The following is a 26705-nucleotide window of genomic DNA, read 5'->3' on the forward strand; positions in this document are numbered from 1 at the left end:
TTGTAGAGATAAAAACCAGTGTGACCGTTAGAGAATCTGATACTTATCCAGCTTATTGTAGAGAGTTTTACGATCAATATTCAATAGCTGAGCAGCTTTACTTTTATTATATTTAACTTTCTGCAGCACGTCAATGATTAACTGACGCTCATGTGCTTCATTCTTTGACTTCAGATCGTCGCCCGAAATATCGTAGGAGTCTTCATTGCTTGCATTTTTCATCGAAAGCACCATCTCCTCTGGCAATGCAGATACTTTCGCAGTTGAATCAGCTGTCAACAACACCATACGTTTCACCACATTCTTCAACTCTCTTAAATTGCCGGGCCAGTCGTAAGCAGAAAAAACAGACCACACCTCTTCGTCCAATTCTTCAACATTGCGGCCTAACTCTTCGTTGGCCTTTTCCACAAAGAAGTCTGTAAACAAACGGAGATCGTTTCCACGCTCCCGTAATGGCGGAACCAAGATTTCAAATTCATTGATACGGTGGTACAAATCTTCCCTAAAGTCACCCCCCGCCGTGCTTCCCAACAAATCATCATTCGTTGCAGCGATTACCCGCACATCAACTTTGATCTGTTTATTAGCGCCTATTGGCTGAATAACACGCTCCTGCAATGCTCGAAGTAGTTTTACCTGAACATCATAGCTTAGGTTACCAATCTCATCCAAAAAAAGTGTCCCGCCAGAAGCCTCTTCAAATTGACCGCGCTTATCGGCCAGAGCTCCTGTAAATGATCCTTTTATATGACCAAATAACTCGCTCGCCGCCAACTCTTTTGATAAAGTTCCACAGTCAATAGAAACAAAAGGCTTATCAGCCCTTTTGCTCTTCTCATGAATTGATCGTGCTACATACTCTTTTCCTGTACCACTTTCTCCCCGGATCAGAATGGACATATCCGTAGGTGCCACCAAATTAATATATTCCTGCAATTTTACAGCCTGCTTGCTCTTGCCTTCGATGTATTCAGGGAAACTCGACGAAGGTTTATTGAATTTTGATCTTTCTTTGACAGCTGCCGGTTTAATTTCTTCTGGACTCCCCAATGCTCCTTTTAAAATCATCAATAGCTCGTCCGGATTAACGGGTTTGGTAATATAATCATAAACACCTTTCCTCATTGCTCTTACGGCCGTGCGGACATCGCTAAAACCCGTCATCACAATTGCAGGTATATTCATGCCCTGATCCCGCGTATAATCCAACAGTTCAAATCCATTACCATCGCCTAATCGATAGTCCAAAAGCAACAGATCGTATTTATCGTTCTTAACCGCTTCCATCCCTCCCGCAATCGAGAACTGCACATCAACATGATATTGATGTTTCTTTAAATAGTTTTCGATAATAGCAGAAAACGTTGCGTCGTCCTCTACTAAAAGTACTTTCGTCATAAATATTTTTTCCTTTCAACCAAAATGGATTGATTAGCCAATATGCTTAATGATCTCGTCAGCAAATTCACTGGTCTTTAACAAGACAGCATCGTCCATTTGATTATAAAAATCAACCGTCACCTTTTTACTCTGGATAGCTGCTGCTACTGCAGACTTAATTAACTCTGCGGCCTCAGTCCACCCCAAGTATTCAAACATCATCACACCGCTCAATATTACCGATGAAGGGTTCATGGTATTTGTGTTTGCGAAGCGGGGAGCTGTACCATGCGTAGCTTCAAACACAGCATATCCGGTTTTATAATTTATATTCCCTCCCGGTGCTATCCCGATACCGCCTACAATTGCTGCCAAAGCATCAGAAATATAGTCGCCATTTAAATTAAGTGTGGCAATTACTGAATAATTCTGTGGATTTAACAATATCTGCTGTAAAAAGTTATCTGCAATCACATCAGTCACAATCAGCTTTCCTGCTTGCTTTGCTTCCTCTAATTCTTCATTTGCTTTCTCTTCACCCTGCTCAGCTTTTGCTTTCTCCCACTGCCCCCAAGTATAGGCGTGATCAGCATATTCCTCCTCTATTAATTCATACCCCCAGTTCTTGAATGCACCTTCCGTAAATTTCATAATATTACCCTTATGAACCAGGGTCAATGTACTCCTTTTATTTTTAAGTGCATATTCAATTGCCGCCTTAATTAGCCTCTTCGAACCCTCTTCCGATACAGGCTTGATACCAATAGACGGATTAAACTCAAACGAATAACCAACTTTCAACTCCTTTGTAAGAAACTCCCTAACCTTCTTTGCTTCCAGAGAATCACCCATAAATTCAATACCCGCATAAATATCCTCCGTATTCTCGCGAAACAACATCATATCTGTCTTTTCTGGATACTTTACCGGCGACGGAACCCCCTCAAACCATTCTATCGGCCGAACGCAGGCATACAAATCCAACTCCTGACGAATGGCAACATTTAATGAGCGAATACCACCCCCTACCGGCGTTGTTAATGGCCCTTTAATAGAAACAATATATTCCTTCATTGCATCCAGCGTTTCTTTCGGAAGCCATTCCCCCGTTTCATCAAAAGCTTTCTGACCCGCTAGAATTTCTTTCCATTCCACTTTTCGTTGTCCTTGATAAGCTTTTTGCACGCCGGCATCAAAAACCCGCACTGCTGCACGCCAAATATCTGGCCCAATTCCGTCACCAATTATAAACGGGATCACCGGTTGGTCAGGAACCCGTAAACCTTGTTCTGTTTTTACGATTTTAGCTGTCATGAGATGAATCCTTTCTTAAAATATTACCAACGCGTCGTGTCAAATTCCCCATGGTTTCCAATCCGGGTGCATAGGGTGCGCGATGGATATCTGTCAAATCTATTGTACTTCTGTATCTGCGGCTCGGATAAATCAAGAGCAAATTACTTGACGGGAACATATCACTAACCCGGCGAGGAAATGAATCAAAATGATGATCGTATGAAACATCTCCAGTTCTTGCCAACACAAACACAGCAAAGTCCTCTGGCTCCAAATACTTATTTAACTCTTGAATCTTATCATAAAAGAGCGAGTTCTCAAAGGTCATATTGATACTAACTTTTCTCTTCTGTATATATTTTTCAATAGTATTTTGTGTTCGGACATTACATATACAGTTTACCGGCAAGCTCAACTCCTGAGTAAGCAAAATAACCTTATTTAACCAATACTGGAACCCTTTCTCAGCTTCGGCCATCGGCGGCACAAACAGCACAATACGTTTGTGCCCTACGAGCGGCTTTTCTAGCCGACACATAAACAAACTAACATCTGTTAAATTGAGTATACTTTCAGCCTTACCCCCTACTAATTTATCAACTATACTCGTTTTACTTGGCCATCCAATCAAAATTCCTGTCGCAAGAACCTCCTTTGAAGCACGACTAATACCTCCTGCAATATTATAATCGATTGTCGTCATAATATTCACTTCTGTTTCACTTCCCGAAGCATATTTTGCTATTGAGTCCAAATTCTTCCTAGCTTTCTTTAAATTCACTTCAGCCATCTCATTGTTAGGAACAACCGAAAGCACAGTTAGCGGATTTGGAGATTTTTTACTTTGGATCAACGACGCAACATCTAATAGCGCCTGCATATTATTTAGATTTGCAATCGGCAGTATAATATGCTCCTCAGCAGCTTCATCTTTTGCATTGGGTTCAATAACAACATCCCCTTCCAGTACAACCTTCTTCGACGCAGATTCAGCTGCAAAAGTTGCAATTACGCAAGAAACCAAAATCAGTAGAATTGCTCCATTCAGGACATTTTCTCCGACGATATTATTTTGGAAGCCCACCATAATCACCGCCAGCGTAGCTGCCGCATGAGCCCCGCTCAAACCATATATTAGCTGACGTTGTGCTACCGAATACTTAAAAATCTTTTGAGTAAGAAAGGCCGCAGACCATTTACCAGATATCGACACAGCGATCAGGGCTAAGGCAATCAAGATTGCCCGCGGATCATTGATCAGTACACTTACGTCGACAAGCATTCCGACACTAATAAGGAAAAACGGAATAAAAATTGCATTACCGATAAAGTCGATTCGGTTCATCAGGGCAGATGAATGCGGTATAAACCGATTCAGCGCCAATCCCGCCATAAAAGCTCCAATAATAGGTTCTAGGCCACAAACTTCTGCAATAAAAGCGGCGAAAAAAACTATTGAAAGAACAAATATGTAATGCGATGTCTTTTCAGCCTCAACCTTTTTAAAGAACCATTTGGCCACACGGGGGATAATGACAAACATGATGAAGAGGAAGATCGAAAACGATATACCCATTTGTAACCAAAATTCACCATTTAATGCCCCTGCAGAAAACCCTACAATCACCGCCAAGGCTACCAGCACAGCTGTATCCGTTAAAATCGTTCCTCCAATGGCTACCCCGACAGCTTCATTCTTCGCGATCCCATAACTTGTTACTACCGGGAAAGCTACCAAGGTATGTGTAGCCATCATAACTGCAATCATGATACTCGCAGCAGGATCGTAGCCAAAAACAAAATAAAACAAAGGATATGCGAAGATAATGGGGACCAAGAAAGTAAAAGACCCAAAGGTCAGGCTCTTATATTTATTTTTCCCAAAATCGTTCATATCGAGTTCAAGACCAGCCACAAACATGATATACAGCAAACCGATGGTAGAGAATAAGTCGACTGCTATATTCCGTTCAAGAATATTCAATGCATGAGGACCTATAATAACTCCCGAAACGATCAAGCCAATGATCGCAGGAACCTTTACCTTCCGCAAAAGTATTGGGGATAATAAAATGATAAAAAGGATGAGAGCAAATACTAAAACCGGGTTTGATAAAGGCGTTTCAAATGCGTGTTTTATATGTTCTATAAATCCCTTATCCATAAGATTTTTCTATGCGTTAAATTTAAAAGTACTCCTGCAAATGCAGCAGTTTTTGATGTTTTCAAAGATAGAAAATTTCGGTTAAGTCTGGTCTAGGCAGTCTCTTGTTTTTCTGCTAATTCACCATCAATCATTTCATACGGTGAATTTTTACTTAAAAATTCGGGTACAATCAGTTTCATCTTCCTGACAATCGCTTCATTATTATGGCGCTCGTTAACAGATATCAGCTCGATGATATTTTTATTAGTTTCCAAAAAAGGATAGCTTACAACCTTGGCAATACTGATTTTTTCATGATGCGTAGGCAGAGTAAGCTCTTTTATATTGAGAAGTTCCTCGTATAGCTTTTCACCTGGTCTCAAACCGGAGAACACGATTTCGATATCCTTCCCTTCTTCCAGATCAGAAAGCTGAATCATTTTCTTTGCAAGATCAAGAATCTTAATGGGTTTACCCATATCGAAAACAAAAATCTCACCCCCTGTGCCCATGGTGCCCGCTTCCAGTACAAGCTGCACAGCCTCGGGAATTGTCATAAAGTAGCGTGTAATTTCCGGATGGGTTACTGTTATTGGCCCTCCTTTCATTATCTGGCTCCTGAAGCGGGGAATCACTGACCCGTTGGATCCAAGCACATTTCCAAAACGTGTTGTGATAAACCGGGTCCGACGTTCACTAGCACCGTTTTTTGGACTACCATTTTCCATTACTGGGTTTACAATCGTCTCAACAATATCCTGTCCGGCGTTGAGCGACTGAATATAAATCTCAGCAAGGCGCTTCGACGCGCCCATAATATTTGTTGGGTTTACTGCTTTATCAGTCGAAACCATCACAAACTTCTCTGTACCATAACGAACCGCGAGGTCAGCCAATGTTTTTGTACCCAAAACATTGGTTTTGACCGCTTCAAATGGATTGCTTTCCATCATCGGAACGTGCTTATACGCTGCAGCATGATAGACCATCTGAGGACTGAATTCTTCAAAAAGATCCTTCATTCTTTTTTGATCACGCACATCCGATATTTCTATCTGTAGCTCTGCGTCAGGGAAGCGATCATTCAGTTCTAATTGAAGTTCATGCAAGGGAGATTCCGCCTGGTCACATAAAATCAAAAGAGAAGGATGGTACTGTAAAACCTGACGCACAATTTCCGAACCGATTGAGCCCGCAGCCCCGGTAACCAACACACGCTTCCCTTTCAGGTCATTACTCACTCGGGTCTGATCGATCTTAATTGGTTTGCGCTGAAGCAAATCTTCAATACGCAAGTTTTGTATTTGTTTACGATCCAATTTACCAGACAGCCATGTCCCTGCCGGCGGAACTGTTATTACTTTAATACCTAGTCGTAGCGCGCGTTCAATCACCACCTTTTTATCCCGTTCGTCCATACGCTCATTGATAATCACCAGCTGATCAATTTTCTTTCTGGATTTTAATATCGGAAGGTCTTTGAAGTGATAAACCCGCTTCTGCTCCATATAAGAATTCAACCGCGTCCTGTCTACATCCACAAAACCCTCTACCACATAATTTACTGCCGATGTATTTTCAAGAGCTTGCTTAACCAGAATTGCATTTTTATCTGAACCATAGATTAAAACCCTCACGGTTTCACGCTTCCCGTAACGTCTGATCAGAACATAAAAAGCAGCTTTGGCAAAAATGCGTAGCATGATCAACAAAGAAGACGTAATAAAGAAATTGATAATGAGTACACTAAGTAGGTGGCGCGAAGAAATCTCTAAAACCCCTTCGATAAATACCGCATTGACCAATGCGTATAAAAGACTGAATGTTAAGACAGCTACGAAAATTCGTAACATATCTTGTGTGTTCGAGTAACGAAGCAGTCCTGTATGCAGACGCATAAAGTAAACCGTCGGTACCGCTAATGCGCAAAATATACCAGTATAAACGAGATAATGCCCGCGCACCATGTCGCTAAACTCAAACCGTTCGACAATAAAATATGAAAAAGTGAATGACCAGCTAATGATAATCATATCAACAACAAAGATCATCCATTTTGGAAGCGTTCGTCCCTGAAGTAGAAATTCTTTCACGTTCGAGTTTTTATGTTAACAACAAAAGTTTCCATCCAGCCTATGAGCCAAAAACGATACAAAAAGTGTACCATGAACACCCTGTTATTTAACGGAAACAAAAATAAGCAGAAAATGTTTAAAACACTCTGCTTATTTCTCCTTTCTTATATCCTCTAACTCAATTCGTTAAAATACTTATAGAATAGTGGTATGGTTTCAATCCCTTTTAGGTAATTAGCGATATCATATTTTTCGTTTGGCGAATGCAAATTATCACTATCCAGACCAAAGCCCATTAATACCGTCTTAATCCCTAATTCCTTTTCAAAAAGCGCAACAATAGGAATACTTCCACCACCTCTGGTAGGGATCGGCGCTTTACCAAAAGCATCTGTAATTGCCTTCGCAGCTGCCTGATAAGCTTTGCTGTCTGTTGGGGTTACCACGGGTTCGCCTCCATGATGAGGCGTTACTTTTACATTTACATTCTTCGGCGCAATGCTCTCAAAATGTTTTTTAAATAACTGTGTTATCTTTTCTGAATTTTGATTGGGCACCAAGCGCATCGATATTTTCGCATTGGCTTTTGACGGCAATACCGTCTTTGCCCCTTCTCCAATATATCCACCCCAAATACCGTTGACTTCCAGCGTAGGTCTGATACCGGTTCTCTCTAAACTGGTATAACCCTTTTCACCCCAAACATCATCAACACCCAGGTCCTTTTTATATTCTTCTAAATCAAAAGGTGCTTTGTTAATTGATTTGCGCTCCTCTTCAGAAAGCTCAATAACATCATCATAAAATCCAGGAACTGCAATATGGTTATTTTCATCGTGTAAAGAGGCTATCATTTTCGCTAAGATTGTCGCTGGATTTGCAACCGCCCCACCATATACACCAGAATGTAGGTCACGATTTGGCCCCGTAACTTCAACTTCAACATAGGAAAGACCGCGCAAGCCCGTTTCCAATGAAGGGTTTTCTAAGCTAATCATCGCTGTATCAGAAATCAAAACCACGTCGGCACTCAGACGTTCTTTGTTCTTTTCAACGAAAATTCCCAGATTAGCGGAGCCGACTTCCTCTTCTCCTTCAATCATAAATTTTATATTGCATTCCAACATGTCCTTTTCCTGCATCAGCTCAAAGGCTTTTACATGCATATAAAACTGCCCTTTATCATCACAGGCACCACGTGCAAATATTTTCCCATCCCTTACAGTTGGTTCAAACGGAGGGGTCTCCCATAATTCCAACGGTTCTGGTGGTTGCACATCGTAATGGCCATAGACCAATACCGTCGGCTTGGACGGATCGATGATCTTTTCTCCGTACACAATCGGATAACCCGCTGTTTCACACAATTCAACATTGTCAGCGCCCGCACTACGTAATTTCTCAGCCACAAATTCAGCCGTTTTCACTACATCTTCCTTGTATTTCGGATCGGCACTGACCGAAGGTATGCGGAGGAGATCGAACAACTCATCAAGAAAACGTTGCTGATTTTCTTCTACATATTTTTTTATTTCTTGCATAGCTCTATAATTTTTCTAAAAATCAAAGGTAATAAATTGAGCCGAGAACCCTCTTGATACAAAAAAAACCTAAGTTTGCAGTGCAATTCAATGAGCAGACAAAGAGACGTATGAAAAAGTTTATCCGATTGTATATCAGCGCCTACAGTGGTTTATCTCAACCCGCCTGGATGCTGTCGCTTGTAATGTTGCTGAACAGGATGGGTGCTATGGTGATCCCTTTTCTCGGACTCTATATGACCGAACATCTTCATTTCACGTTGAAAGAAACAGGTTTGGTGCTTAGCTTTTTTGGAATCGGAGCCATTTCAGGGTCTTATATCGGTGGGCGACTTACCGATCTCGTGGGGCACTTTAAGGTCCAAGCCTCTAGTCTCTTTCTTAGTGTACCGCTATTTTTCGTAGTTCCGGTCCTACAAACGCCATTTCAATTAAGCATCGGTATTCTTGTGTTAAGCCTCGTCACCGAAATTTTCCGTCCAGCCAACTCGGTATCCATCGCCTACTATGCAAAGCCCGAAAACCTGACGCGGGCTTTGTCACTCAACCGCATGGCCTTGAACCTCGGTTTCTCAATCGGCCCAGCAGTTGGCGGATTCTTAGCGGCCTTATCTTATAACTGGCTTTTCTATGGCAACGGACTCAGTGCTGCTTTGGCCGGCTTCGTATTTTATGCGTACTTTAGAAGACGAAAAGGAAATGAGAGGCTCCTGAACAAGAACGCGTCACAACAAAAAAATGCTCTGGGTTCCGACCTTAAAAATGAGGCTCAAGTGCGTTCACCGTACAGAGATAAGTACTTTCTGATTTTCAGCTTCCTATGCCTGTTATTTGCCATTTGCTTCTTTCAATTGCTCAGTACACTTCCGTTATTTTATAAACAAGAATTCCACTTGGAAGATAGTGGCGTCGGACTCATTCTGGCGTTCAACGGATTTATTGTATTTCTACTCGAGATGCTTTTAGTGCATCTGGCCGAAAAGAAGATGACTACCTTCCAGTCGATCGTTTTCGGAACCCTTCTTCTGAGCATATCTTTTGCACTCTTACTTATTCACAGTGGCATTTGGGTGCTTTTTGTTGCTATGTTTATTTTTAGCGTATCCGAAATATTTGTTCTTCCGTTTACCTCGACCGTTACTTTAAAACGAGCACACAAATCCAATCAAGGCGCCTATATGGGACTGAATGGACTTGCTTTCTCGGCAGCACATATCGTTTCTCCTTCCCTCGGAACGCAAATCGCCGCCAATTACGGTTTTGACGCCCTGTGGCTATCCATAGCTATAGTCTCGTTGCTAGTCACGTTCGGATTCTACTTTTTACGAAATAAATTCAGAGCCTAAAGTCCAAACAAATTCATTCTATAAAACAGAAGATCAAAACAATTGTTATTCTCTTACCAATCATAACATTAGGAAAGGAGAACGACATGAACATTGAAAACGACAGCAAGTACGGCAGACCCGGAAAAGAGACCCACGATAAAATCGAAAACGAACCAAACTGGGGAGATGATAAACGCAAGGTAAATCCTGCGAATGAAGATGAACGAGCTGAAAACCGAAAAGTAAGCTCAGAAAAGTTCGAGGAAAAGAGTGCTGACGAAGAATCTAAGGACAGCACCCACCCCGATCATAAGAAAGACACCCAAAGCAGCCAGAGCAAGGACCCGACACGAAAAAACGAGGCTAATCAAGGTTCAAGCGACCTACGTACCCGCACCAGAACTCATTTTCGGCGTGAAGGTGAAGGGCGTCCGGAACCTGAATAATTCGTTGAAATGATTTTGCCGTATGTATTATTTAATGCAATTTTGGAGCATTAAATAATACATCTATGAAAAAAATATTCCTTTTTATTTTACTCGCAGCCACTACCTTTTCTGTAAAAGCAGATGAAGGAATGTGGTTTCTGATGCATATTGAGCGCCTCAACGAACGTGATATGCAGAAGATGGGTCTCCAACTGACGGCAGAGGAGATCTACAGCGTTAATAATTCAAGCCTCAAAGACGCCATCGTACAATTCGGTGGAGGCTGTACTGCTGAAATGGTATCCAGCACAGGATTAGTCATGACCAATCACCACTGTGGTTATGGAGCAATTGCAGAGCTTTCTACTCCGGAGAACGACCATCTAACCAACGGTTTTTGGGCTAAGACCAAAGCAGACGAGTTAAAACCGAAGTCCCTTTCGGTACGTTTCTTCGTTCGCATGGATGACGTCTCAGAACGCATCCTAGGCAAGGTAAATGATGAGATGAGTGAAGAAGAACGCGAAAAAGTGATCAACCAAGAAATCGCTTTAATCGAACAAGAAAACAATGAAGGCGGGAAATACACCGTATCCGTAAAATCTTTTTATCAAGGTAACGAATACTACTACTTTGTATACCAAGACTATACCGATGTTCGCCTAGTAGGGACACCTCCAAATAGCATTGGTAAATTTGGTGGCGATACAGATAACTGGGAATGGCCACGTCACACCGGCGATTTCTCTTTATTTCGTGTGTATGCAGACAAAAACGGAAACCCAGCCGAATACTCGAAGGATAATGTACCTTTAAAACCTAAACATCACCTTCCTATCAGCCTAAACGGATTTAAAGAAGGCGACTTCGCTATGATTTTAGGATATCCGGGGCGCACCAACCGTTGGATGCCATCGGCAGGGATTTCTCAAAACGTAAATTTCGCCTACCCAGCATGGGTTGAAGCATCCAAAACTGGCATGGACGTGATGAAGAAATACATGGATCGCGATCAGGCTATCCGTTTGAACTATGCATCCAAATATGCCGGAGTTGCCAACTATTGGAAAAACCGTCAAGGAATGATTGACGCTTTGAAACAACATCAAACTGCAGAGACCAAAGCAGCGTCTGAAAAGAAATTTAACAAATGGGCTAAAAAACGGAAGAATCGCGAAAAATACGGCAATGTCATGCAGGTGATCAACGATTACTACTCTTACACCAATGAAATGTCACGCCATGACAACTACATTTCGGGTGGTATCCTTCGCAGCAGTTCACTAGCACCACTACCCTATGTTATTGGCAATGGCATATCATTCTACATTCAGCAGAATGATGCTAAAAAAGCAGAGCTATTACCTAAATTATTGGAACAAGTAAACAATTCGTACGAGAAGCTGTACATGCCGCTTGAGAAAGACCTACTTACTGCGCTTTTAAACCTCTATGTACAAAAAGGTGGTGATGAGCTGATTGCTCCTGGAATTGCCGAAATCGCTAAAGAAAACAATGGCAACTTTGGCCCTTACCTCAATAGCGCATTTGAGACGAGCATCTTCGCTGACAAAGCGAAGCTATTAGCATTTATCAACAACCCAGATGCTCAACAATTAGCGAACGACCCACTATATCAACTATCAAATGATATCATCGCCCGTTACCGCTATGTTTCAGATGAAACCAAAGAAAAGCAAGCTGAATTCGAAAAAGCATACCGATTGATGGTACAAGGCATGCGCAAGGCCAATCCGAAAACCAAATATTATCCGGATGCAAACAGCACATTGCGTCTATCTTATGGAACCATCCGCGCATTACCTGAAGATCCAAGCAATGATGCTGAAGTCAATAACTACACTACCCTAAAAGGCACCATAGCGAAATACAAACCAAACGACCCAGAGTTCGATTTGCCACAAAAATTAATCGATCTCTACGAAGCAAAAGACTTTGGTCAGTATGCCGACAAAGAAGGTTACATGCCTGTAAACTTTCTTTCAGACAATGATATCACCGGTGGTAACTCAGGATCCCCTGTACTAAACGGTAAAGGCGAACTACTAGGCTTAGCTTTCGACGGAAACATTGAAGCCATGGCCGGAGATGTGATCTTCGACCCAGAGCTACAGCGTACCATCAGCGTAGATATTCGCTATGTATTGTTTATCATCGATAAGTTTGCAGGAGCAAGCCATATTATTGATGAATTCACATTAGTAAAAGATTAACACAAGGCATCGGCAGAGGAGCCTCGATATATTAATCAAATAATCTCATCTGGCAGTGGACCTTATTCACTGCCAGATTTTTTTTGTATCTTTGTACTCTTAAATAACCATGGGGTCGACCGGAATTGACAGGATGGAGACGGTTATGTAAGCATGCAGCGCGTTGTTAGTCTAGCGCTATAATCTGAACTTTCAACTTTTTAAATGGCGAAAATAACTACGCCTTAGCTGCCTAATTTAGAATTAGAATAGCTTTTGTCCAGTCTGGGTTTTGTTCTGTAGCTTAGACAAACGGGCATCGAATTATGGAACTAGCTACTTCAAAGCTGTGGTGAAGTAGCGAAACAAAGCAGATAAGGATATGGTATAGGTAAGCAACCAACCTTCCATATCTCGAAAACCAAATGGAAGCTAAGCATGTAGAAAGCATATACAGTACCATGTTTGGACGAGGGTTCGAATCCCTCCGACTCCACAAAGACAGCTGTAAACCAAGTGTTTACAACACACACCCAAAACTACACCCAGTTTTGGGTGTTTTGTTATAGTCTAAATAGATTTTTGGGAATAGCTGAAAATCATATCTTAACCATTCTTTGAGATTCAATTCTGTTAATTTCTTGTAACGTTATTTCATTATTGATGATTAAATTTTCAAGATGTCTTCGATTTAATATTGTAATGTCATTTGACTTGGCTAGAATATTTGCAGAATTACTATAATCATTGTTAGTGATAGTAAGCAAATTAAATTGCTCCTTAAATATGTCTTCGTAATATTTCTTTGCTGTACAAATTTCTTGTATTGCTTCATTCCCAACCAATGATTTTGTTTGCTTGGCTTGTATGAGGTAATTTCCTCCGTTCTTTAAAGCTACAACATCTACACCTTTATCGTTGGAATAAGGTGTAAGGTACACTTCAAAGCCTTGACTTTTGTAAAGCGATGCTATACTTGCTTCAAAAAGATTAGGATGAAGTCTGTCAATATCTGTCAAAGTAAGTGTTTTCGGCTTACTCTCTGTTTTTGCGCCAAAGATATTTCCAAAAAGCTCATCAGGAGTAATTTCCGCTTGTTCTGTAGGGAACAACGTATTAATTGCTAATGCTTTTTTATTGTTCAATAATGTATCAAGAATTTCATCGAAAGACTTCAACCTGTTTCCTATTTCATCTTTCATTTCCTCTGGAAAAATTGCCATTGGATAATATACAAACACTTCCTTTTGTTGACCGATTCTGTATGCTCTATCTGTAGCCTGTTCTTCTTTTGCAGGATTCCAATGTCTTGTATAATGAATAATATGATTAGCTTTTGTAACATTCAACCCAACACCTGCGGCTATTGGGGACATAATTATTACATTAAACCCTTCTTCTTCCTGAAAACGGTCAATAGTTTGCTGTCGGCTTAATTTTGATTTGCCTTCCAATTTCTTGGTTGTTGGTGTGTCTCCGTTGATAATGCTTGCAAATATTCCGAAAATATCATAAACTATTTTCTGCAACATTTTTTGGGTTTCTCGTCTGTCTGCAAATACAATTACCTTTTCGTTTTTAGATTGTATATCTGTCAAAATCCCTACTGTTGTTTGTAGTTTAGAAGAGCTTTCTATCAATTCATCACTTGTGAAATTTAATATTTGGCTTTCTAATAGATAAGGATGGTCGGATATGTCTCTAACTGCCCAAAGTGATTTTAATTTTTGATTTCTTTTATCTACACCTTCTAAATCTGAATCGTTTGCCGTTTCAATTTCCTGTTTATATCGGTCTAATTGAATTGTAGGCATTACTCTTTTAATTCTCGAATTGGCATTATCGTGTTTTGCAGGCAAATCTTTGGCTACATCGCTTTTCAATCTTCTTTTGATAAAAACTCCAATATTGTTGCGAAGTTGCTCGGTTAGTGTTTTAATATCGGTATTTTCATCGCTCAACGGCTTTTGGTATTCCTTTGCGAAATCTTTAGCATTACCCAAAAGACCGGGTACTGCAAAATCCATTAAACACCAAATATCTACCAATGTGTTTTCGACTGGTGTTCCTGTCATTGCAATTTTAAAATCGGCTTTCAGGGCTTTACTTGCGTTTGTAATAAGTGTTCCTGGTGTTTTTATTTTTTGTGCCTCATCTAATGCAATAACAGCAAAATCAACTAAACCCAAACTAATTTGGTACGACCTTAATGTTTCATAATTGGTTAGAATGATCTGTTTGAACTGTAGTCGTTTTGCGTCCTGCTGATTTTGAACTGGATTATTTTCTTTTGTTAGGGAAACTCCTCCATATAGTTTACATAAAGGTAAGTTTTGCGGGTTAAAAAACTTCTGATATTCATTTTCCCAATTTTCGAGTAGGCTGACAGGTGCTACAATCAAATAAGGTTTATTATCATCGCAGTTTTGGCTATGCCATTCTATGAAATAGAGTATTTGCAAGGTTTTTCCTAAACCCATATCATCGGCAAGCAATCCTCCTGCAAAGTTTTCTTTGAATAACGACTGTAGCCACGAAACACCTTCTTTTTGGTGTTGTTTTAGACTTATTCCGTTATTCAAATTTGGTATTTCATAGAAACTATGTTTTAAGTTTTCTGGCAACTCATTTCCATTAGAAAACTCTGTTATCTCTGCATTTTCTTTGATAATGAGGACTTCGTTGTCAGCTTTCTTTTCCTGTTTTACAGGTTTGTTAGGGTTTTCAAATTGCTTTTTTGCTGTTTTAATAAACTTTTCTGCTTCTTCTATCGGAATTTCTGCATTTTCCCATTCAAAGGTTTGCTTCTTTTCTTTTACCGCTTTTACCTTTTGCTCTATAAAATCATTAAGCTTTTCAGTTGTTTTGAAATAGATTTTTTTCTCTCCGTGTACTTTGTCTTTGATCACAATTCCGGGAATCCATTGCGATTTATAAGGACTTGCAAAAGGATAGAACTTTGGACTGTAAACACCAATTTCTTTTACCCTGTCGCTATAAAAAACTGCAAAATCAACTTCATCATCATTAAAAAATAATTCGGGATGCTCAATGATTTCTTGAATTATTTCTTTGTCAGAAACTTTTCTTTTCTGCTTTATTTTTTGTAATTCTGTTTTTTGATTTTCAGAAATTACTACTCTCGTTGTTTCTCCATTATTTCCTGATACTGGATACACATCACGAATCATTGGTAATTTGTCAAACGTGTTGGTAAAGCCAATAGCATTATCAATTTCTACGGTTGGGATAATTTCAAAAATGCCGTTATTGAAGTCAACGTCCAATTTGATTTTTTCAGGAATATATAATTCTTGATTGTTTAAAAATTGCTCTAAGGTCAATCCACTCTCTTTTGAAAATGATTTTAATTCTGATAATTTTTTTAGATTGGTTACATTTCCTTTCTCGCTATCGGATAAGTTGTTGAACTCGTCAATAGCCAGACAAAGCAAATATTGGTTTTCAGAAAGTAGATATTCGTTTTCTTCTACTTTTAGTAACGCTCCGTTTCGGGATGTTCTTAGTCTTGTGCCATTTGGAACAAAATCATAAAATCCATATTTGAACTTAAATGAATTATGGGTTAAGGTTCCGTCTGATTCTACAAAAATCTCATACGGATAAACGTTTGGTAAATCCAATATTTGCTTATCAATATCGTTTAGTCTTAAAATATCAATACTTTCAATTTCGCATGAGTTGTCCGTATAATCTGCTAAACCATTATCGTGTAACTCTGTTAGAATTGCAAGTTGAGATAAAAATTCTGATTGTAATTTTTCCCATTCATACACAGGAATTTTACTTCCCGATTCGTTTAGGAAATAGAATGAAAATTTGTTTTTGTCCTGTGTGTATTTTAAAATCATCCAAATATTTTTTTGTTCATCCAGCTATTAAACCTTGTTTCCCAAATTTGTTTACCGTCTCTGTGCGTTAGTCTTCCTTCATCGTTAAAATAATCGTAGTAATTATCGCTTTGAATAGCCATCGGCATTGACGCATTACGCAAATCGTCCACACTATTTAATTGATAACTCAAACTTGGTTTATATGGACTGTTGATTTTATAGGCGTAAAAGGCGTAGCCTTCGTTGCTAAATTCAATCAACATATAATCTCCAATGTATAATATAAATGCTGAAACATCTCTTTTGCTCGTTACCGTTTCAAATCTCGCATCTACATATTCCGCTATCCTTTCATCATGTTTCAGTATGCTTTTTGTGTGAAGCGGTCCATAAACCTTAAATGATGATATTTTGGAAGCAAAGCGAAGCCAAAATTTCTTTCGTCTTTCATCATTGATACAAACATTGAAAAATACATTGATAAATTGTTGTGTAATCCATTCATTTAGAATATTTCTTGCTTCAATGATTTCTCTCCGTTCAATTTCAGTTGCATTCTCAAAAGCTGTCCAATTAGCAATATTACTTGGGTCGCCAATTTGTGTGAAGGCTATTTTTTTTATTTTATCTTGTACTGTTGCAAATTGAGGTTGATTTGCTTGGATGATAACTCTACTAATCAATCTTTTATTAGTAATCGAACTATTATGTGTTAACAATACATCATTCAGATTGTCAATTTCGTCTGTTATTCTGTTTTTATTTCTTTCGTAATAAGTTACAATGACCTTTGAAAAATAAGTGTATGCCGACCACGATTCAGGAACGCCTAATATTTTAGTAGCGTCTTGAATGGGTTTATTGAGTTTAGCGATGGTATCACCCAAAATCAAATCTCCATTTTTTAAATTGAAATAACGCTTATTGTTTTTGAAAGAAATTAGTGTGCTTCTGTTTCCTGAATAATTCTCTAATTTATTAGCAATGAATTGTTCTAATTGCTCTAATGATTTCGGATATTTAGTTTCCCAATTTCTTAAAAAGCAATCTATCAAGCCCACTAAAAACGAGTCTCGCCAATTTGAATCTAACAGCATTAAGGCATATTCTAACTCATTCTCATTGCTGAAAATTGGTAATGAATTTTTTTCTGAATAATTTAAAGAATAAGTAAGTGTTCTTAATTCTCTACGTTCAAAACTTGTATTGTTATTATTAATGGAACTTTTGAACTTTCTATAAACTTGTGGAATGAGATTGTCTCCCGAAAATGAAAAAGAACTTGCTCCAACTTCTTCTGTTATTTTTTGAAGTTTATCAATTCGATGGTCGTTCAGCGATGCAAGAGTAATCGGAATAATCTTTTGTGCCGACTGCTGAAATGTAGTCGGTGAAAAATGAAATTGTAATATGTCTTGCGTAGTCGGCATATTAGTTTCTTCTTCCGTTTAATTTGCTAAGTTGTTCCGTTAATTCTTCCAAAATATCTTCTTGTTTAGAAGATGCTCCTGCCAGAGCTTCGGCAGTTTTGGTTAAATGGTCAGTATATTTCCCTAAATAGGTTTCAAGACTTCCGCTCACAGTATTTTGATAGTCTTTTAGTCCTATTGTTATTTTAGCAAAAATATCTTGCAATCCTTTTTCAATAATCTCAAACTTCTGTGCGTAGTCGACAGAAACTCCTTTTGCAGTTTCTAATGATTTTTGTATTTCTGTAATTGTGTTTGAGTTGTTTTGCAAGAACTGGTTAGAATGCTTTGAAAATTCATTTTGCGATTCTCCAAATCTGCTTGATGATGTATTGATTTCCTGCGACACGTTTCTGAACACGGAAATGACTTTTTCCAATTCTGTTTGAGCTTGATTGAGTTTTGAAATACTTCCGTTTACTTCGGTAGAAAGTCCGTTCATTTTTTCAATACTTGTATTGAAAGCACTTAAAAGGTTTTCGGAAACTTGAAGATTTTTAGATTGTTCTGTTAATAATGTTTGTTGTCCTGTTTGTAAATCTCCAACTTTGCTTCGCAGAATTTCGCTCATATCCTCAACTTGTTTTCTCATTTGGTTGGTAGATTCTTCCGATTGAGAAAGTGTTTGTTTTGAAATTTGCTGCACCACCTCTTGTAATCCTCTGAAATTTTCATTCAGATTGTCGGTCATATTTTGCAATTTGGTTGGGAAATCTGTCAATGAACCGCCTGCTTGTCCTAGTAGTCCTGCTAAACGTTCCATTTCATTTTTAGTATCTCCGCTCATTGAAGTTTTAAATTCTTCAATCATTTTGCCCATAGATTCCTGTAATTCCTTTACAATATTTTGGGTCATATCGGTTGCAGGGTCTTTGAGTTTATTTCCTAAGTTTTCGATTTCGGTTTTTACTAATTTTAGTTCTGCTACAACTCCTTCGGTTGGATTATTCAGAATTTGTTCAAAACCTGCCGATATAGTCAAAGCTAAATCGGAAGAAAAGGTTTGTAACGAAGTTGATTGCTTTTGGGATTCTTTATAAATATCACGAAACACATTCCCAGGCTTAATAGTATTCCCATTTTCATCTGTTGAAGCAAAATCGTTTCTCAATTCGTTAATGGCTTCAATTAAATTGTTGATTGCTTGTGTTTCATCGCTTAAAACACCTTCTTCCAATTTTTTCTTTTTATAGTTTGTCCAGAATGAAAAAATAACCAACAAGGCTACTCCAAATATTGAAACCAGAAAGGCGGTTTTTAAACCGTTCATCAATTCGGGGATACTCTTTTCAATATTGTTACTGTCAAAATTCCATAGTCCAATAGCAATACCTAAAAATGTAAATAGAATTCCTAAAGTAGGGAATAGGTTAGGAATGAAGTCAAATAAATGTTCATTGTTGTTTTCCTTTGTTCTTTTGTTAATATATAGACCTGCCCAAATTGCAAATGCAGATATAATAACAATTCCAGTTATAATTTCAAATGTCATAGGTTACTCAATATTTTTTAGTGCTTCGTTAATAATCGCTTCACTTGTGGTTACTATTCTAAATTCAACTCGTCTTGATTTATCATTATCAATAGGTTGTTTACTATCGAATGAAAGTTTATAATCTTTATCAACAGTTCGACCATAGGAAAGCCCATTGGCTGTAAGCCAATATTGTAGTCTTTCTTTTTCTGTTGGTTGTAAGTTAATAAAAGAATTTTGTGATCGTAAAAACGCTAAAACATTTCTTCCTCTGTCTTGCGAGAGCTTCATATTGTCAATGTATGGGTCGTTTGTTAAACCAATCGGTTTTGTGTCAGTGTGCCCTTCGATTCTAATTTCTGCTATTTTGTCCTTGTATTTTTCCTGTAGTACAACGGAAAGATATTTTGGAATGAATTCGGTTAAAATGGTTTGAAAATGAGTTGTGATCTCTGATTTACCTGTTGGGAAAAGCACTTGAGGATTAGTGAATTTGATTGATAAATCATTATCAAGTTTCAAATCCCATTTAGCAAAATCATCTTTAAATACCTGATTTAATTCGTTGTATAAAGCAACTTTTGATTCTTCGTAGTCTTTGAAAATTTGGTTTTGTTCTTTTTGCTTTTTTTCAACCAATGCCATATAAGAAATAGACATAAACAGAAAAATAACCATTAATACCGTCATTAAATCGGCTAAAGGAATCCAGTGACTATCCTTTTTTGTCCCAGACATATAGTAAGATTATATAATTGATTTATTAATTATCGTTGGACAAATATAAACAATAACCTAATAAAAGTATAAGTCTACGGCAGCAAATCCTCATATTCACATCGGAGGATTTTGACCATACCGGACACTTTACAGCGTTTGACTTTTTCTGTATCGTAATTTGGAAAGCAAACCGAGCTAAAACAAAAGTTGCTCAACGACTATTAAAGTATAATCCTGACATTGACCAAAGCGTTAAGGATTTAACGAGTAAAATCTTTTCGGCAATAGACGACCGACAAAAACTGAAAGTTCTCATAGTCGACTACAAGTTTCGACTACCAATGAGTTCGGCTATTTTGTCTTTGCTGTATCCTGACAACTTCACAATTTACGATGTTAGGGTTTGCGATACCTTGACAAATGTCAAAGGGCATGACGCGACCACAAACTTTGAAAAATTGTGGTTAGGTTACAAGAACTATATTGACAATGTGAAAAAATATGAGCCGCAAAATCTTTCACTTCGGGACAAAGACCGCTTTCTTTGGGGCAAATCATTTTACGAGCAATTAAACAGGGACTTAAAAAATAACTTTAAAAAATAAAATATGAGGGAGGGTAAACGTTAGGGTTTTACATCCTTAGAGGATTAACAGTTTTATTGCTTTGGCTTGGTCGGGATAAACATGAAAAAAGAAAATAGGTATATAACACCTAATCAGTATACGAAGCTACTGGGGGTTACAAATTACTATGTATACAGGCATATAAAGGAAAGCAAGATCAAATCAAAGAAAGTACCTAATGGTCGGGTTAAGGCATTATACCCTAGTTTAGGGCGTGTGTCGTCTTATACGGTCAATAAGGTCGACAACTTTTACGAAGCACAGCTTGGCAAAGTATTTGGCAATGGTTCAATGTGGAAGCATCGAACATTCAGAACAATATTTGACCCGATTTCAAGTAAGTGAAATGGAACTGACTACGATAAGCAGGTTCACCTTATCTTTGCCTTTTATGCGGTGCTTCCTACTTAGCATCGAGCTCAATCACATAAACACTGGAATAAAATTTGCACTTTTTGAAAAAATGCTTTTTGAAATGAAATCTATATCGATACTCTTCTTCGTTCTTTTTTCTTTAGGAGCCTGCACCAACCGTCAGACTGAACGTAATGATGAACATAAAGACTCCGTTGAGCCTCATTCAAACGAAACTAAGCTAGAGGCGGACAGTAATGTAAAAGATGAATTTTTCAAAGAAGATCTAATAAGTCAATCGGCACTGTCGGCCGGAAGTTTCGGAGATGTGATCAATTCATACGACCATCCGATTCTGGAAGGAATAATCCTCGATATCACCAAAGAAGACCCTACGGAAGGTGCTAGAGCAGCATATTTCGAAGAAGAGCCGAATGATTTTAACATGGTAGTCACTATTCAATTAACCAAAGTTAATCCTTCACCCTTTGATGGTTATGACAGAAAAATTGGTGACAAAGAAACGTTTCACATTCTGGATTATAATCACATGTCAAAATCTGACTTGATTGCTTTCGAGGCAATTATGGTTCCCGGTCAAAAAATACGTTTTAAATCATTTTATTTTGGCTACGGAGCAGAGGATATTTTTTATATCAAGAAATTAAATTAAGCTCCTATCCGCTTTAGCTTATTATTAAAGATTTGAAGATATCGTTCTTTATATTCCTCAGTTAAAAAACTTCTTTCAATAAGGTTCGCTACGTTCTCAGTTTGTTTTGAAAAATCTTTATAGATATTATCACGCACCAACTCGGATAAGCCTAAACTCATTGCGAATTGATCAAAATCAGATCGTCTAACCTTTCGTTTACGACCACCTAGAGTCAGCGCCAAGTCATCCTTATCTTTTGGATAGATTAGGTTTACATTCAGCAAATCATAAGCTGGTGTGAATAATATACCTTTATCCGTATGCAGTAAAGAGAAATTCTTTAGATGCATATCATTATTTCCAGTCAGAAAACTGAAGAGTACCAACCTAAAATATTTAATCACATCTAAACCAGAATTAGTAGCATATTGCTTAATAATCTTCCCTACTCGCTCATATGAACTTTTGTATTTCTGTTCGGTGAGTAACTCAGACAATTGACATAAATCTTCTACGTGAACTTTTTTCCCTTTTACACGGTCAAATCTTTTCGTAATATACGCCAGTTCTCCTTCTGAAGTACGAATAAGCGCATGATTAGCGGTCTCAATTTTAAACAACCCAGCAAGGTGCATCGTCAAGTCCTCTACCTCTGGCATATACATAAATTCCGAAGACTGAGGTTTTAAGATATAATCTCCCCAAAGCCCTACAAGGGTTAATCGTTTATTCCCTTTTTCCCCATTTAAGGTTAACGATATTTTGGGCTGAACTCCTGTCAAAGCCAATCGCTCACCAACAGCCATTTGAGCCAATTTATTCAATTTCTCACGGTCCAATTCTAGATATGGAACTTCAGCTATATCAAAGAACTTTTTAGAACAAGATGGGTGGTACTCACCAGTTTCAACCAATTTATAGCAAAACAAACAATTAGGCATTGTCCTCCGCCTCCATCGGATATACAGCTACAGCACCTATTGTATCTCTACACAAATTGATTAATAATTCGAAACGATCTCTTGGATTCAATTTCCAATACTTTTCCCCAATTTCCAACAACCACCCTTCTGGAATTAAACCGTCAAAAAAAGGAAATAACACATTACTATGGAAAGGATACGCTGAAATTGGCAATGTTAAACTAATCGGCTTAGCATTATCTAACTTTAAATATTGTTCGTCATATTTAAACACATATCCTCCATCACCTTCAATAAGATAGCCTGCTAATTGATCTTGATAATATATTTTAGCTTGACGTAGCATTATTCTCTACTTTTATCAACAACCCCTACTTCCTTACCAAACAAGGCAAGAACATCATTTACTTTATCTAAACGGAGTGTCCTTTTTCCTTGTTCCAAATCACGTACAAAACGCAATCCTACTCCAGCATTCAACGCCAAATCCTCTTGTGTAAGCTTTAACTCCTTACGCTTTTGTTTAACAAATAGTCTGATTGAATCCATAACTATACCTTTTCTGATATAAATATAAGAAAATTTTTAGTTTCTATATCTAATCGGGTATAATATCTATATTTTATACCTTTTTATACCTTTTTGGGTATAAAAAGACTTTATGCACCCTACTCCTTTTCAACCGGTTCAAAATCTGAATCTTCTATCCAGCTGGTTTTCATTTTTTCCCCTTTCATAAAGCGTTCATAAAAGTTAGCTAGGTCGGTTCGCGAGTATGGGTATTTATCAAACACGGAACCTTTTCCGAACATACGTGGATCTTTCTGTGCTTTCAATTCCGCTTCCATTTGAGATTTTAGGGTGTCTTTAATTTCAGCATAATTGGGATCATCAGCTAAGTTATTCATGCTATAAGGGTCAACATCAACCTGATAAAGCTCTTCTGTGGGTTTCTTTCCGAAAGACAAGAGCCATAAATCTTGATGTCGCCCGTGCCGGTTAGCATTCAGCAGGGTTGTCTTTGTAGGTCCGCCATCGGTTTCCATATAGCCGGTTTCAGGATTACCCGAAGGCCAGCGATTAGGTTCATAGTTTTTGTGAAAAATAAAGTTATCCTTAACAATGGCACGAACTGGATAGCCGCGATCTTGCGGTCGCCCTACGTCTGTCCGCTCCCTACCAAGAAGCACGAAATCACGTAAAGGCTTTACATGATCATTGTCTTGCGATTTCAATATATCCAGTAAAGATTTCCCTTGCACAGCTTGCATATTGGCTGATTTGTCATTGAGTCCGGCTAGATCCAAAAACGTAGGTGCAAAGTCAATAAAGCTGACATACTCACTAATTACCCTTCCCGGATTTGATATTTGCCCCTTCCACATGATTGCCAGCGGAAGATGATTGTCATATTCATACACATGACCTTTGACGCGAGGAAAAGGCATGCCATTGTCAGAGGTAACTACAATGATTGTATTTTCAAGTTCACCCGCATCTTCCAATACTTGAAGTACTTCACCCAGTTGCTTATCAAAATATTCCACCTCCAAGGCGTAATCAAGCATGTCGTTTCTAACCGTATCGTTATCCATCCAAAAGTCTGGAACGTTGTCAATATCGCTTAGCTTCTTCCCTCCTTTTTCTACACCTGATCCATACTCATATCCCCGATGAGGCTCAAACGATCCAAACCAAAACATAAATGGTTGACTTTCAGACTTATCATTAAGAAAAGCAGCAAAGTTTGCGGCATAATCTAACGTTGAAATATTTTTCGTCGGCGCATTAGCTTTTTTTATATCGCTATACTGAGCACCAGTAAGCGATCTGGGTTCTCCGTTTTTATCAACAGCAACACCCGGTGCCCAGCCTTTCCCGGTGTAGCCGACATGATATCCATGTTGACCTAGCGCCTCCATAATCGTAGTGAACTTCGTCGGAAAATAAGGGTTATGATTTCCCGCTTCCTCTAGCTGCCAAGGATTACGACCGGTTAGAATACTGGCTCTAGAGGGTGCACATTTAGCATTTGGTGTGTAAGCATTCGTAAACAGTAAACCCGCTTCTGCTACCCGATCAAAATTGGGCGTGCTCACCCAGTCTACCTGACTATACGCACTCATATGCTGCCAGGAAGCATCATCAGCAATACAAAATAAAATATTAGGTTGCTTTACTTGGTCTTGTGCCTTAACTGAAAGAAAGAAAAATGAGGTAATTAAGCATAAGGCCAACAATTTCTTTATTAATTTTAGAAATGAGCTGTTTTTGAGCAAGTGATTCATAAAAGGCGCACTTAGATTTACTCAAATCTAAGTTTTTATTACATAAATACAATATACATATCCGTTATCCGTATCATCAAACATATAATTGAGTCGAGGTAACTCAAAACTAATTGAATAGCTTCATCGATAACATTAATTTCATGATTTTCTTTTATCCTAATTAATAAGAATTATCAAAAAACCATCTGAAAATAGTAAGTTTGAATACGATAACCAGAGTACTGCCGATGAGCCAGATAAACTGTAAGAATTGTGATCAGTCTTTTATAGGTAATTTTTGTCCAAATTGCGGACAAAGCGCCAAAGAGCAACGCATCGACCTTCATTACTTTGTACACGATGTCCCCCACTCTGTTTTCCATATCGATGCGGGCTTTTTCTTTACCCTAAAAATGCTTTTTACGCGGCCTGGAGTGATGGTTAAATCATACATTGACGGTAAGCGGGCTAAGCATTTTAGACCTTTTGCATACGTCATGATTATGACGGCTATAAGCGCATTACTGGTGAATCTTCTAGATTGGGGAAAGGAGATGCTTATCCAAAACAACTCCCCTGCACACCTCGCAGCTGAAAGTCACAATTTTTTCGAACATTATTTCAGTGTTTTCGTATTTCTAATGATCCCTTTTGCCAGTTTAGTCACGTGGTTGGTTTTTATTCGCAGACCTTATAATTTTTGGGAACATTTTCTGGCAAACACCTATATTTCAGCACAGCTGAACGTCATATGGGTTTTGATACACTTGGTTGGTTTTCTAAGCGCATTGTTCGCCTCCAACGATTATTCAGTAACTAAACTGGTCTTTTACATCTGTTTCATGACTACTTTCCTATATATGTATGGTAGCGTATTTGGGTTCCTAATGAATGATTACTATAAAAGATGGAAGCTGATCCTTATTCTAACAGGAATGAACCTTATCCTGTATTTTGTCTATTCTATTGGTTTTCATGTCGCCGGACTTTGGCAGATAACTAACCTTACTATATAGCACTACCAACAGCTTACTAATCGAAAACTCCTCAATCAAACCGGCACATTAACATATCTTCTCCTACATTAATACACATTTTGTCATTTATCATAAATGCCAGTCCACCAAACATATTCTTTTCTTCGATTTTTAGTTTGGGAATAGCTAACAGATACTCTCTTACCCTATTTGCAAGTTCGCTGCTATATGCCATAAATTATTGGTTAATGACGTAATCTGTCTGAGATTGGATAAGATGAAGCGCCCCCACATTCACCACCAAAACCCAGTCTTGCTGATCGGTCGATGGTGGAACAAAGCTCTGTGCACCCTTCGTAGATTTATTTTTTACTCGCGTGTACTTTCCTGTTGCCGGATTAAACCAATGCACCTTCTTTTTTCCTTCAGCTAGTCGATCCAGATCAACACGAACCGGCTTGACTTGCGGCAAGTGAACAGACGTGTCGCCAGTAAATATTGGCGGATTTGAAGCTGTATAGCATGAACTACTCTCTCCACTCCCGCCGGTATGATACCCTTGCTCCTTCCTCTTATCTAGGTAATAGATTACATCTTCCCTAGTCATTCTATGAAATAGTTCCAAAGCGGTGTCACCCAACCAGACGAACGCTTCGCCCGTTCTTGTATCAACAAGAAATTTTTGGGATTTATCAACTTTGATCTGTGCGTGCACGAGTCCCATCCAGACTGAAAACAGTAAAACTAGAAAATATCTCATATTTAAGCGCTTCACAACTTTCTTCTAAGTTAAGTTTTCTTACCGGATTCCCCGGAGTTTTTTCAACGATTTTTCACAGCAATTCTGTCTGAATAATGTACTAATATTGTTCTGAAAATGGAACTATATAATGCGGACATTAGTCGGACTTTGTTCGGACATTGTTCGGACTTTAGTCGTGTAAACACGAGTTATATCCGATGAATATCCGAT

The 26705-nt window shown here is 38.5% G+C and carries 21 protein-coding genes and 1 other RNA gene; 7 read left to right on the forward strand and 15 right to left on the reverse strand.

From position 1 onward, the window contains the following. Window positions 1–27 precede the first annotated feature (27 nt). From D3P12_RS12970 to D3P12_RS12990, 5 genes are all read right to left on the reverse strand, one after another. Window positions 28–1401 carry a sigma-54-dependent transcriptional regulator gene (locus D3P12_RS12970; protein ID WP_118196157.1) on the reverse strand — a complete coding sequence of 458 codons (1374 nt, stop codon included), beginning with the start codon at window positions 1399–1401 and terminating at the stop codon, window positions 28–30. Window positions 1402–1434: 33 nt separating this feature from the next. Beyond that, window positions 1435–2697 carry an NADP-dependent isocitrate dehydrogenase gene (gene icd / locus D3P12_RS12975; RefSeq protein ID WP_118196159.1) on the reverse strand — a complete coding sequence of 421 codons (1263 nt, stop codon included), beginning with the start codon at window positions 2695–2697 and terminating at the stop codon, window positions 1435–1437. Then, window positions 2687–4843 (reverse strand): cation:proton antiporter, encoded by a 2157-nt coding sequence (locus tag D3P12_RS12980; protein ID WP_118196161.1) that lies wholly within the window; start codon window positions 4841–4843, stop codon window positions 2687–2689. The genes icd and D3P12_RS12980 overlap by 11 nt, the downstream gene beginning before the upstream one ends. Window positions 4844–4935: 92 nt before the next feature. After that, complete coding sequence (locus D3P12_RS12985; protein ID WP_118196162.1) at window positions 4936–6918, reverse strand: polysaccharide biosynthesis protein; 1983 nt, start codon at window positions 6916–6918, stop codon at window positions 4936–4938. 155 nt (window positions 6919–7073) lie between these two features. Continuing rightward, window positions 7074–8441 (reverse strand): dipeptidase, encoded by a 1368-nt coding sequence (locus D3P12_RS12990; RefSeq protein ID WP_118196164.1) that lies wholly within the window; start codon window positions 8439–8441, stop codon window positions 7074–7076. Window positions 8442–8551: 110 nt separating this feature from the next. Between D3P12_RS12990 and D3P12_RS12995 the strand changes: the two genes are divergently transcribed. From D3P12_RS12995 to ssrA, 4 genes are all read left to right on the forward strand, one after another. After that, complete coding sequence (locus D3P12_RS12995; RefSeq protein ID WP_118196166.1) at window positions 8552–9787, forward strand: MFS transporter; 1236 nt, start codon at window positions 8552–8554, stop codon at window positions 9785–9787. An 86-nt stretch (window positions 9788–9873) separates the two neighbouring features. Then, complete coding sequence (locus tag D3P12_RS13000) at window positions 9874–10215, forward strand: hypothetical protein (RefSeq protein ID WP_118196168.1); 342 nt, start codon at window positions 9874–9876, stop codon at window positions 10213–10215. 65 nt (window positions 10216–10280) lie between these two features. Then, window positions 10281–12431 (forward strand): S46 family peptidase, encoded by a 2151-nt coding sequence (locus tag D3P12_RS13005; RefSeq protein WP_118196170.1) that lies wholly within the window; start codon window positions 10281–10283, stop codon window positions 12429–12431. A gap of 111 nt (window positions 12432–12542) precedes the next feature. After that, window positions 12543–12909: a transfer-messenger RNA gene (gene ssrA, locus D3P12_RS13010) on the forward strand. 100 nt (window positions 12910–13009) lie between these two features. Here the strand turns inward: ssrA and D3P12_RS13015 are convergent. The 4 genes from D3P12_RS13015 to D3P12_RS13030 are packed head-to-tail and all read right to left on the reverse strand — an operon-like array spanning window position 13010 to window position 19945. Further along, window positions 13010–16282: an SNF2-related protein gene (locus tag D3P12_RS13015; protein WP_118196172.1), complete on the reverse strand. Its 3273-nt coding sequence runs from the start codon at window positions 16280–16282 to the stop codon at window positions 13010–13012. Continuing rightward, the gene (locus tag D3P12_RS13020; protein ID WP_118196174.1) at window positions 16279–17694 is read right to left on the reverse strand and encodes an EH signature domain-containing protein; all 1416 of its coding nucleotides are present in this window, start codon (window positions 17692–17694) and stop codon (window positions 16279–16281) included. The genes D3P12_RS13015 and D3P12_RS13020 overlap by 4 nt, the downstream gene beginning before the upstream one ends. Window position 17695: 1 nt before the next feature. Next, complete coding sequence (locus D3P12_RS13025; protein WP_118196176.1) at window positions 17696–19225, reverse strand: methyl-accepting chemotaxis protein; 1530 nt, start codon at window positions 19223–19225, stop codon at window positions 17696–17698. Between the two features lie 3 nt (window positions 19226–19228). Continuing rightward, window positions 19229–19945, reverse strand: a complete 717-nt coding sequence (locus D3P12_RS13030; RefSeq protein WP_118196178.1) for an OmpA/MotB family protein — start codon at window positions 19943–19945, stop codon at window positions 19229–19231. Between the two features lie 668 nt (window positions 19946–20613). Between D3P12_RS13030 and D3P12_RS13040 the strand changes: the two genes are divergently transcribed. Both D3P12_RS13040 and D3P12_RS13045 read left to right on the forward strand, forming a co-directional pair. After that, window positions 20614–20898: a hypothetical protein gene (locus tag D3P12_RS13040; protein ID WP_118196182.1), complete on the forward strand. Its 285-nt coding sequence runs from the start codon at window positions 20614–20616 to the stop codon at window positions 20896–20898. A 130-nt stretch (window positions 20899–21028) separates the two neighbouring features. Then, a complete protein-coding gene (locus D3P12_RS13045; protein WP_157970348.1) occupies window positions 21029–21580 on the forward strand; it encodes a hypothetical protein in 552 nt (183 codons plus the stop codon). Here D3P12_RS13045 and D3P12_RS13050 read toward each other — a convergent pair. The 4 genes from D3P12_RS13050 to D3P12_RS13065 all read right to left on the reverse strand — a co-directional run bounded on the left by D3P12_RS13050 (window position 21577) and on the right by D3P12_RS13065 (window position 24773). Continuing rightward, on the reverse strand, window positions 21577–22503 hold the full coding sequence (locus D3P12_RS13050; protein ID WP_118196186.1) for a HipA domain-containing protein: 927 nt from the start codon (window positions 22501–22503) through the stop codon (window positions 21577–21579). The genes D3P12_RS13045 and D3P12_RS13050 overlap by 4 nt on opposite strands. Further along, window positions 22496–22831, reverse strand: a complete 336-nt coding sequence (locus D3P12_RS13055; RefSeq protein ID WP_118196188.1) for a HipA N-terminal domain-containing protein — start codon at window positions 22829–22831, stop codon at window positions 22496–22498. Before D3P12_RS13055 ends, D3P12_RS13050 begins: the two co-directional genes overlap by 8 nt. Then, a complete protein-coding gene (locus D3P12_RS13060) occupies window positions 22831–23034 on the reverse strand; it encodes a helix-turn-helix transcriptional regulator (RefSeq protein WP_118196190.1) in 204 nt (67 codons plus the stop codon). Before D3P12_RS13060 ends, D3P12_RS13055 begins: the two co-directional genes overlap by 1 nt. 119 nt (window positions 23035–23153) lie before the next feature. Further along, window positions 23154–24773 carry a sulfatase family protein gene (locus tag D3P12_RS13065; RefSeq protein WP_118196192.1) on the reverse strand — a complete coding sequence of 540 codons (1620 nt, stop codon included), beginning with the start codon at window positions 24771–24773 and terminating at the stop codon, window positions 23154–23156. Window positions 24774–24976: 203 nt separating this feature from the next. Between D3P12_RS13065 and D3P12_RS13070 the strand changes: the two genes are divergently transcribed. Beyond that, window positions 24977–25771, forward strand: a complete 795-nt coding sequence (locus D3P12_RS13070) for a DUF3667 domain-containing protein (RefSeq protein WP_157970349.1) — start codon at window positions 24977–24979, stop codon at window positions 25769–25771. Between the two features lie 31 nt (window positions 25772–25802). Here D3P12_RS13070 and D3P12_RS13075 read toward each other — a convergent pair whose 3' ends face one another. Continuing rightward, window positions 25803–25967 carry a TfoX/Sxy family protein gene (locus tag D3P12_RS13075; protein ID WP_118196196.1) on the reverse strand — a complete coding sequence of 55 codons (165 nt, stop codon included), beginning with the start codon at window positions 25965–25967 and terminating at the stop codon, window positions 25803–25805. 3 nt (window positions 25968–25970) lie between these two features. Continuing rightward, window positions 25971–26492: a putative collagen-binding domain-containing protein gene (locus tag D3P12_RS13080; protein ID WP_118196198.1), complete on the reverse strand. Its 522-nt coding sequence runs from the start codon at window positions 26490–26492 to the stop codon at window positions 25971–25973. Between the last annotated feature and the right edge of the window lie 213 nt (window positions 26493–26705).

The organism is Pedobacter indicus (assembly GCF_003449035.1).
GTDB lineage: Bacteria > Bacteroidota > Bacteroidia > Sphingobacteriales > Sphingobacteriaceae > Albibacterium > Albibacterium indicum.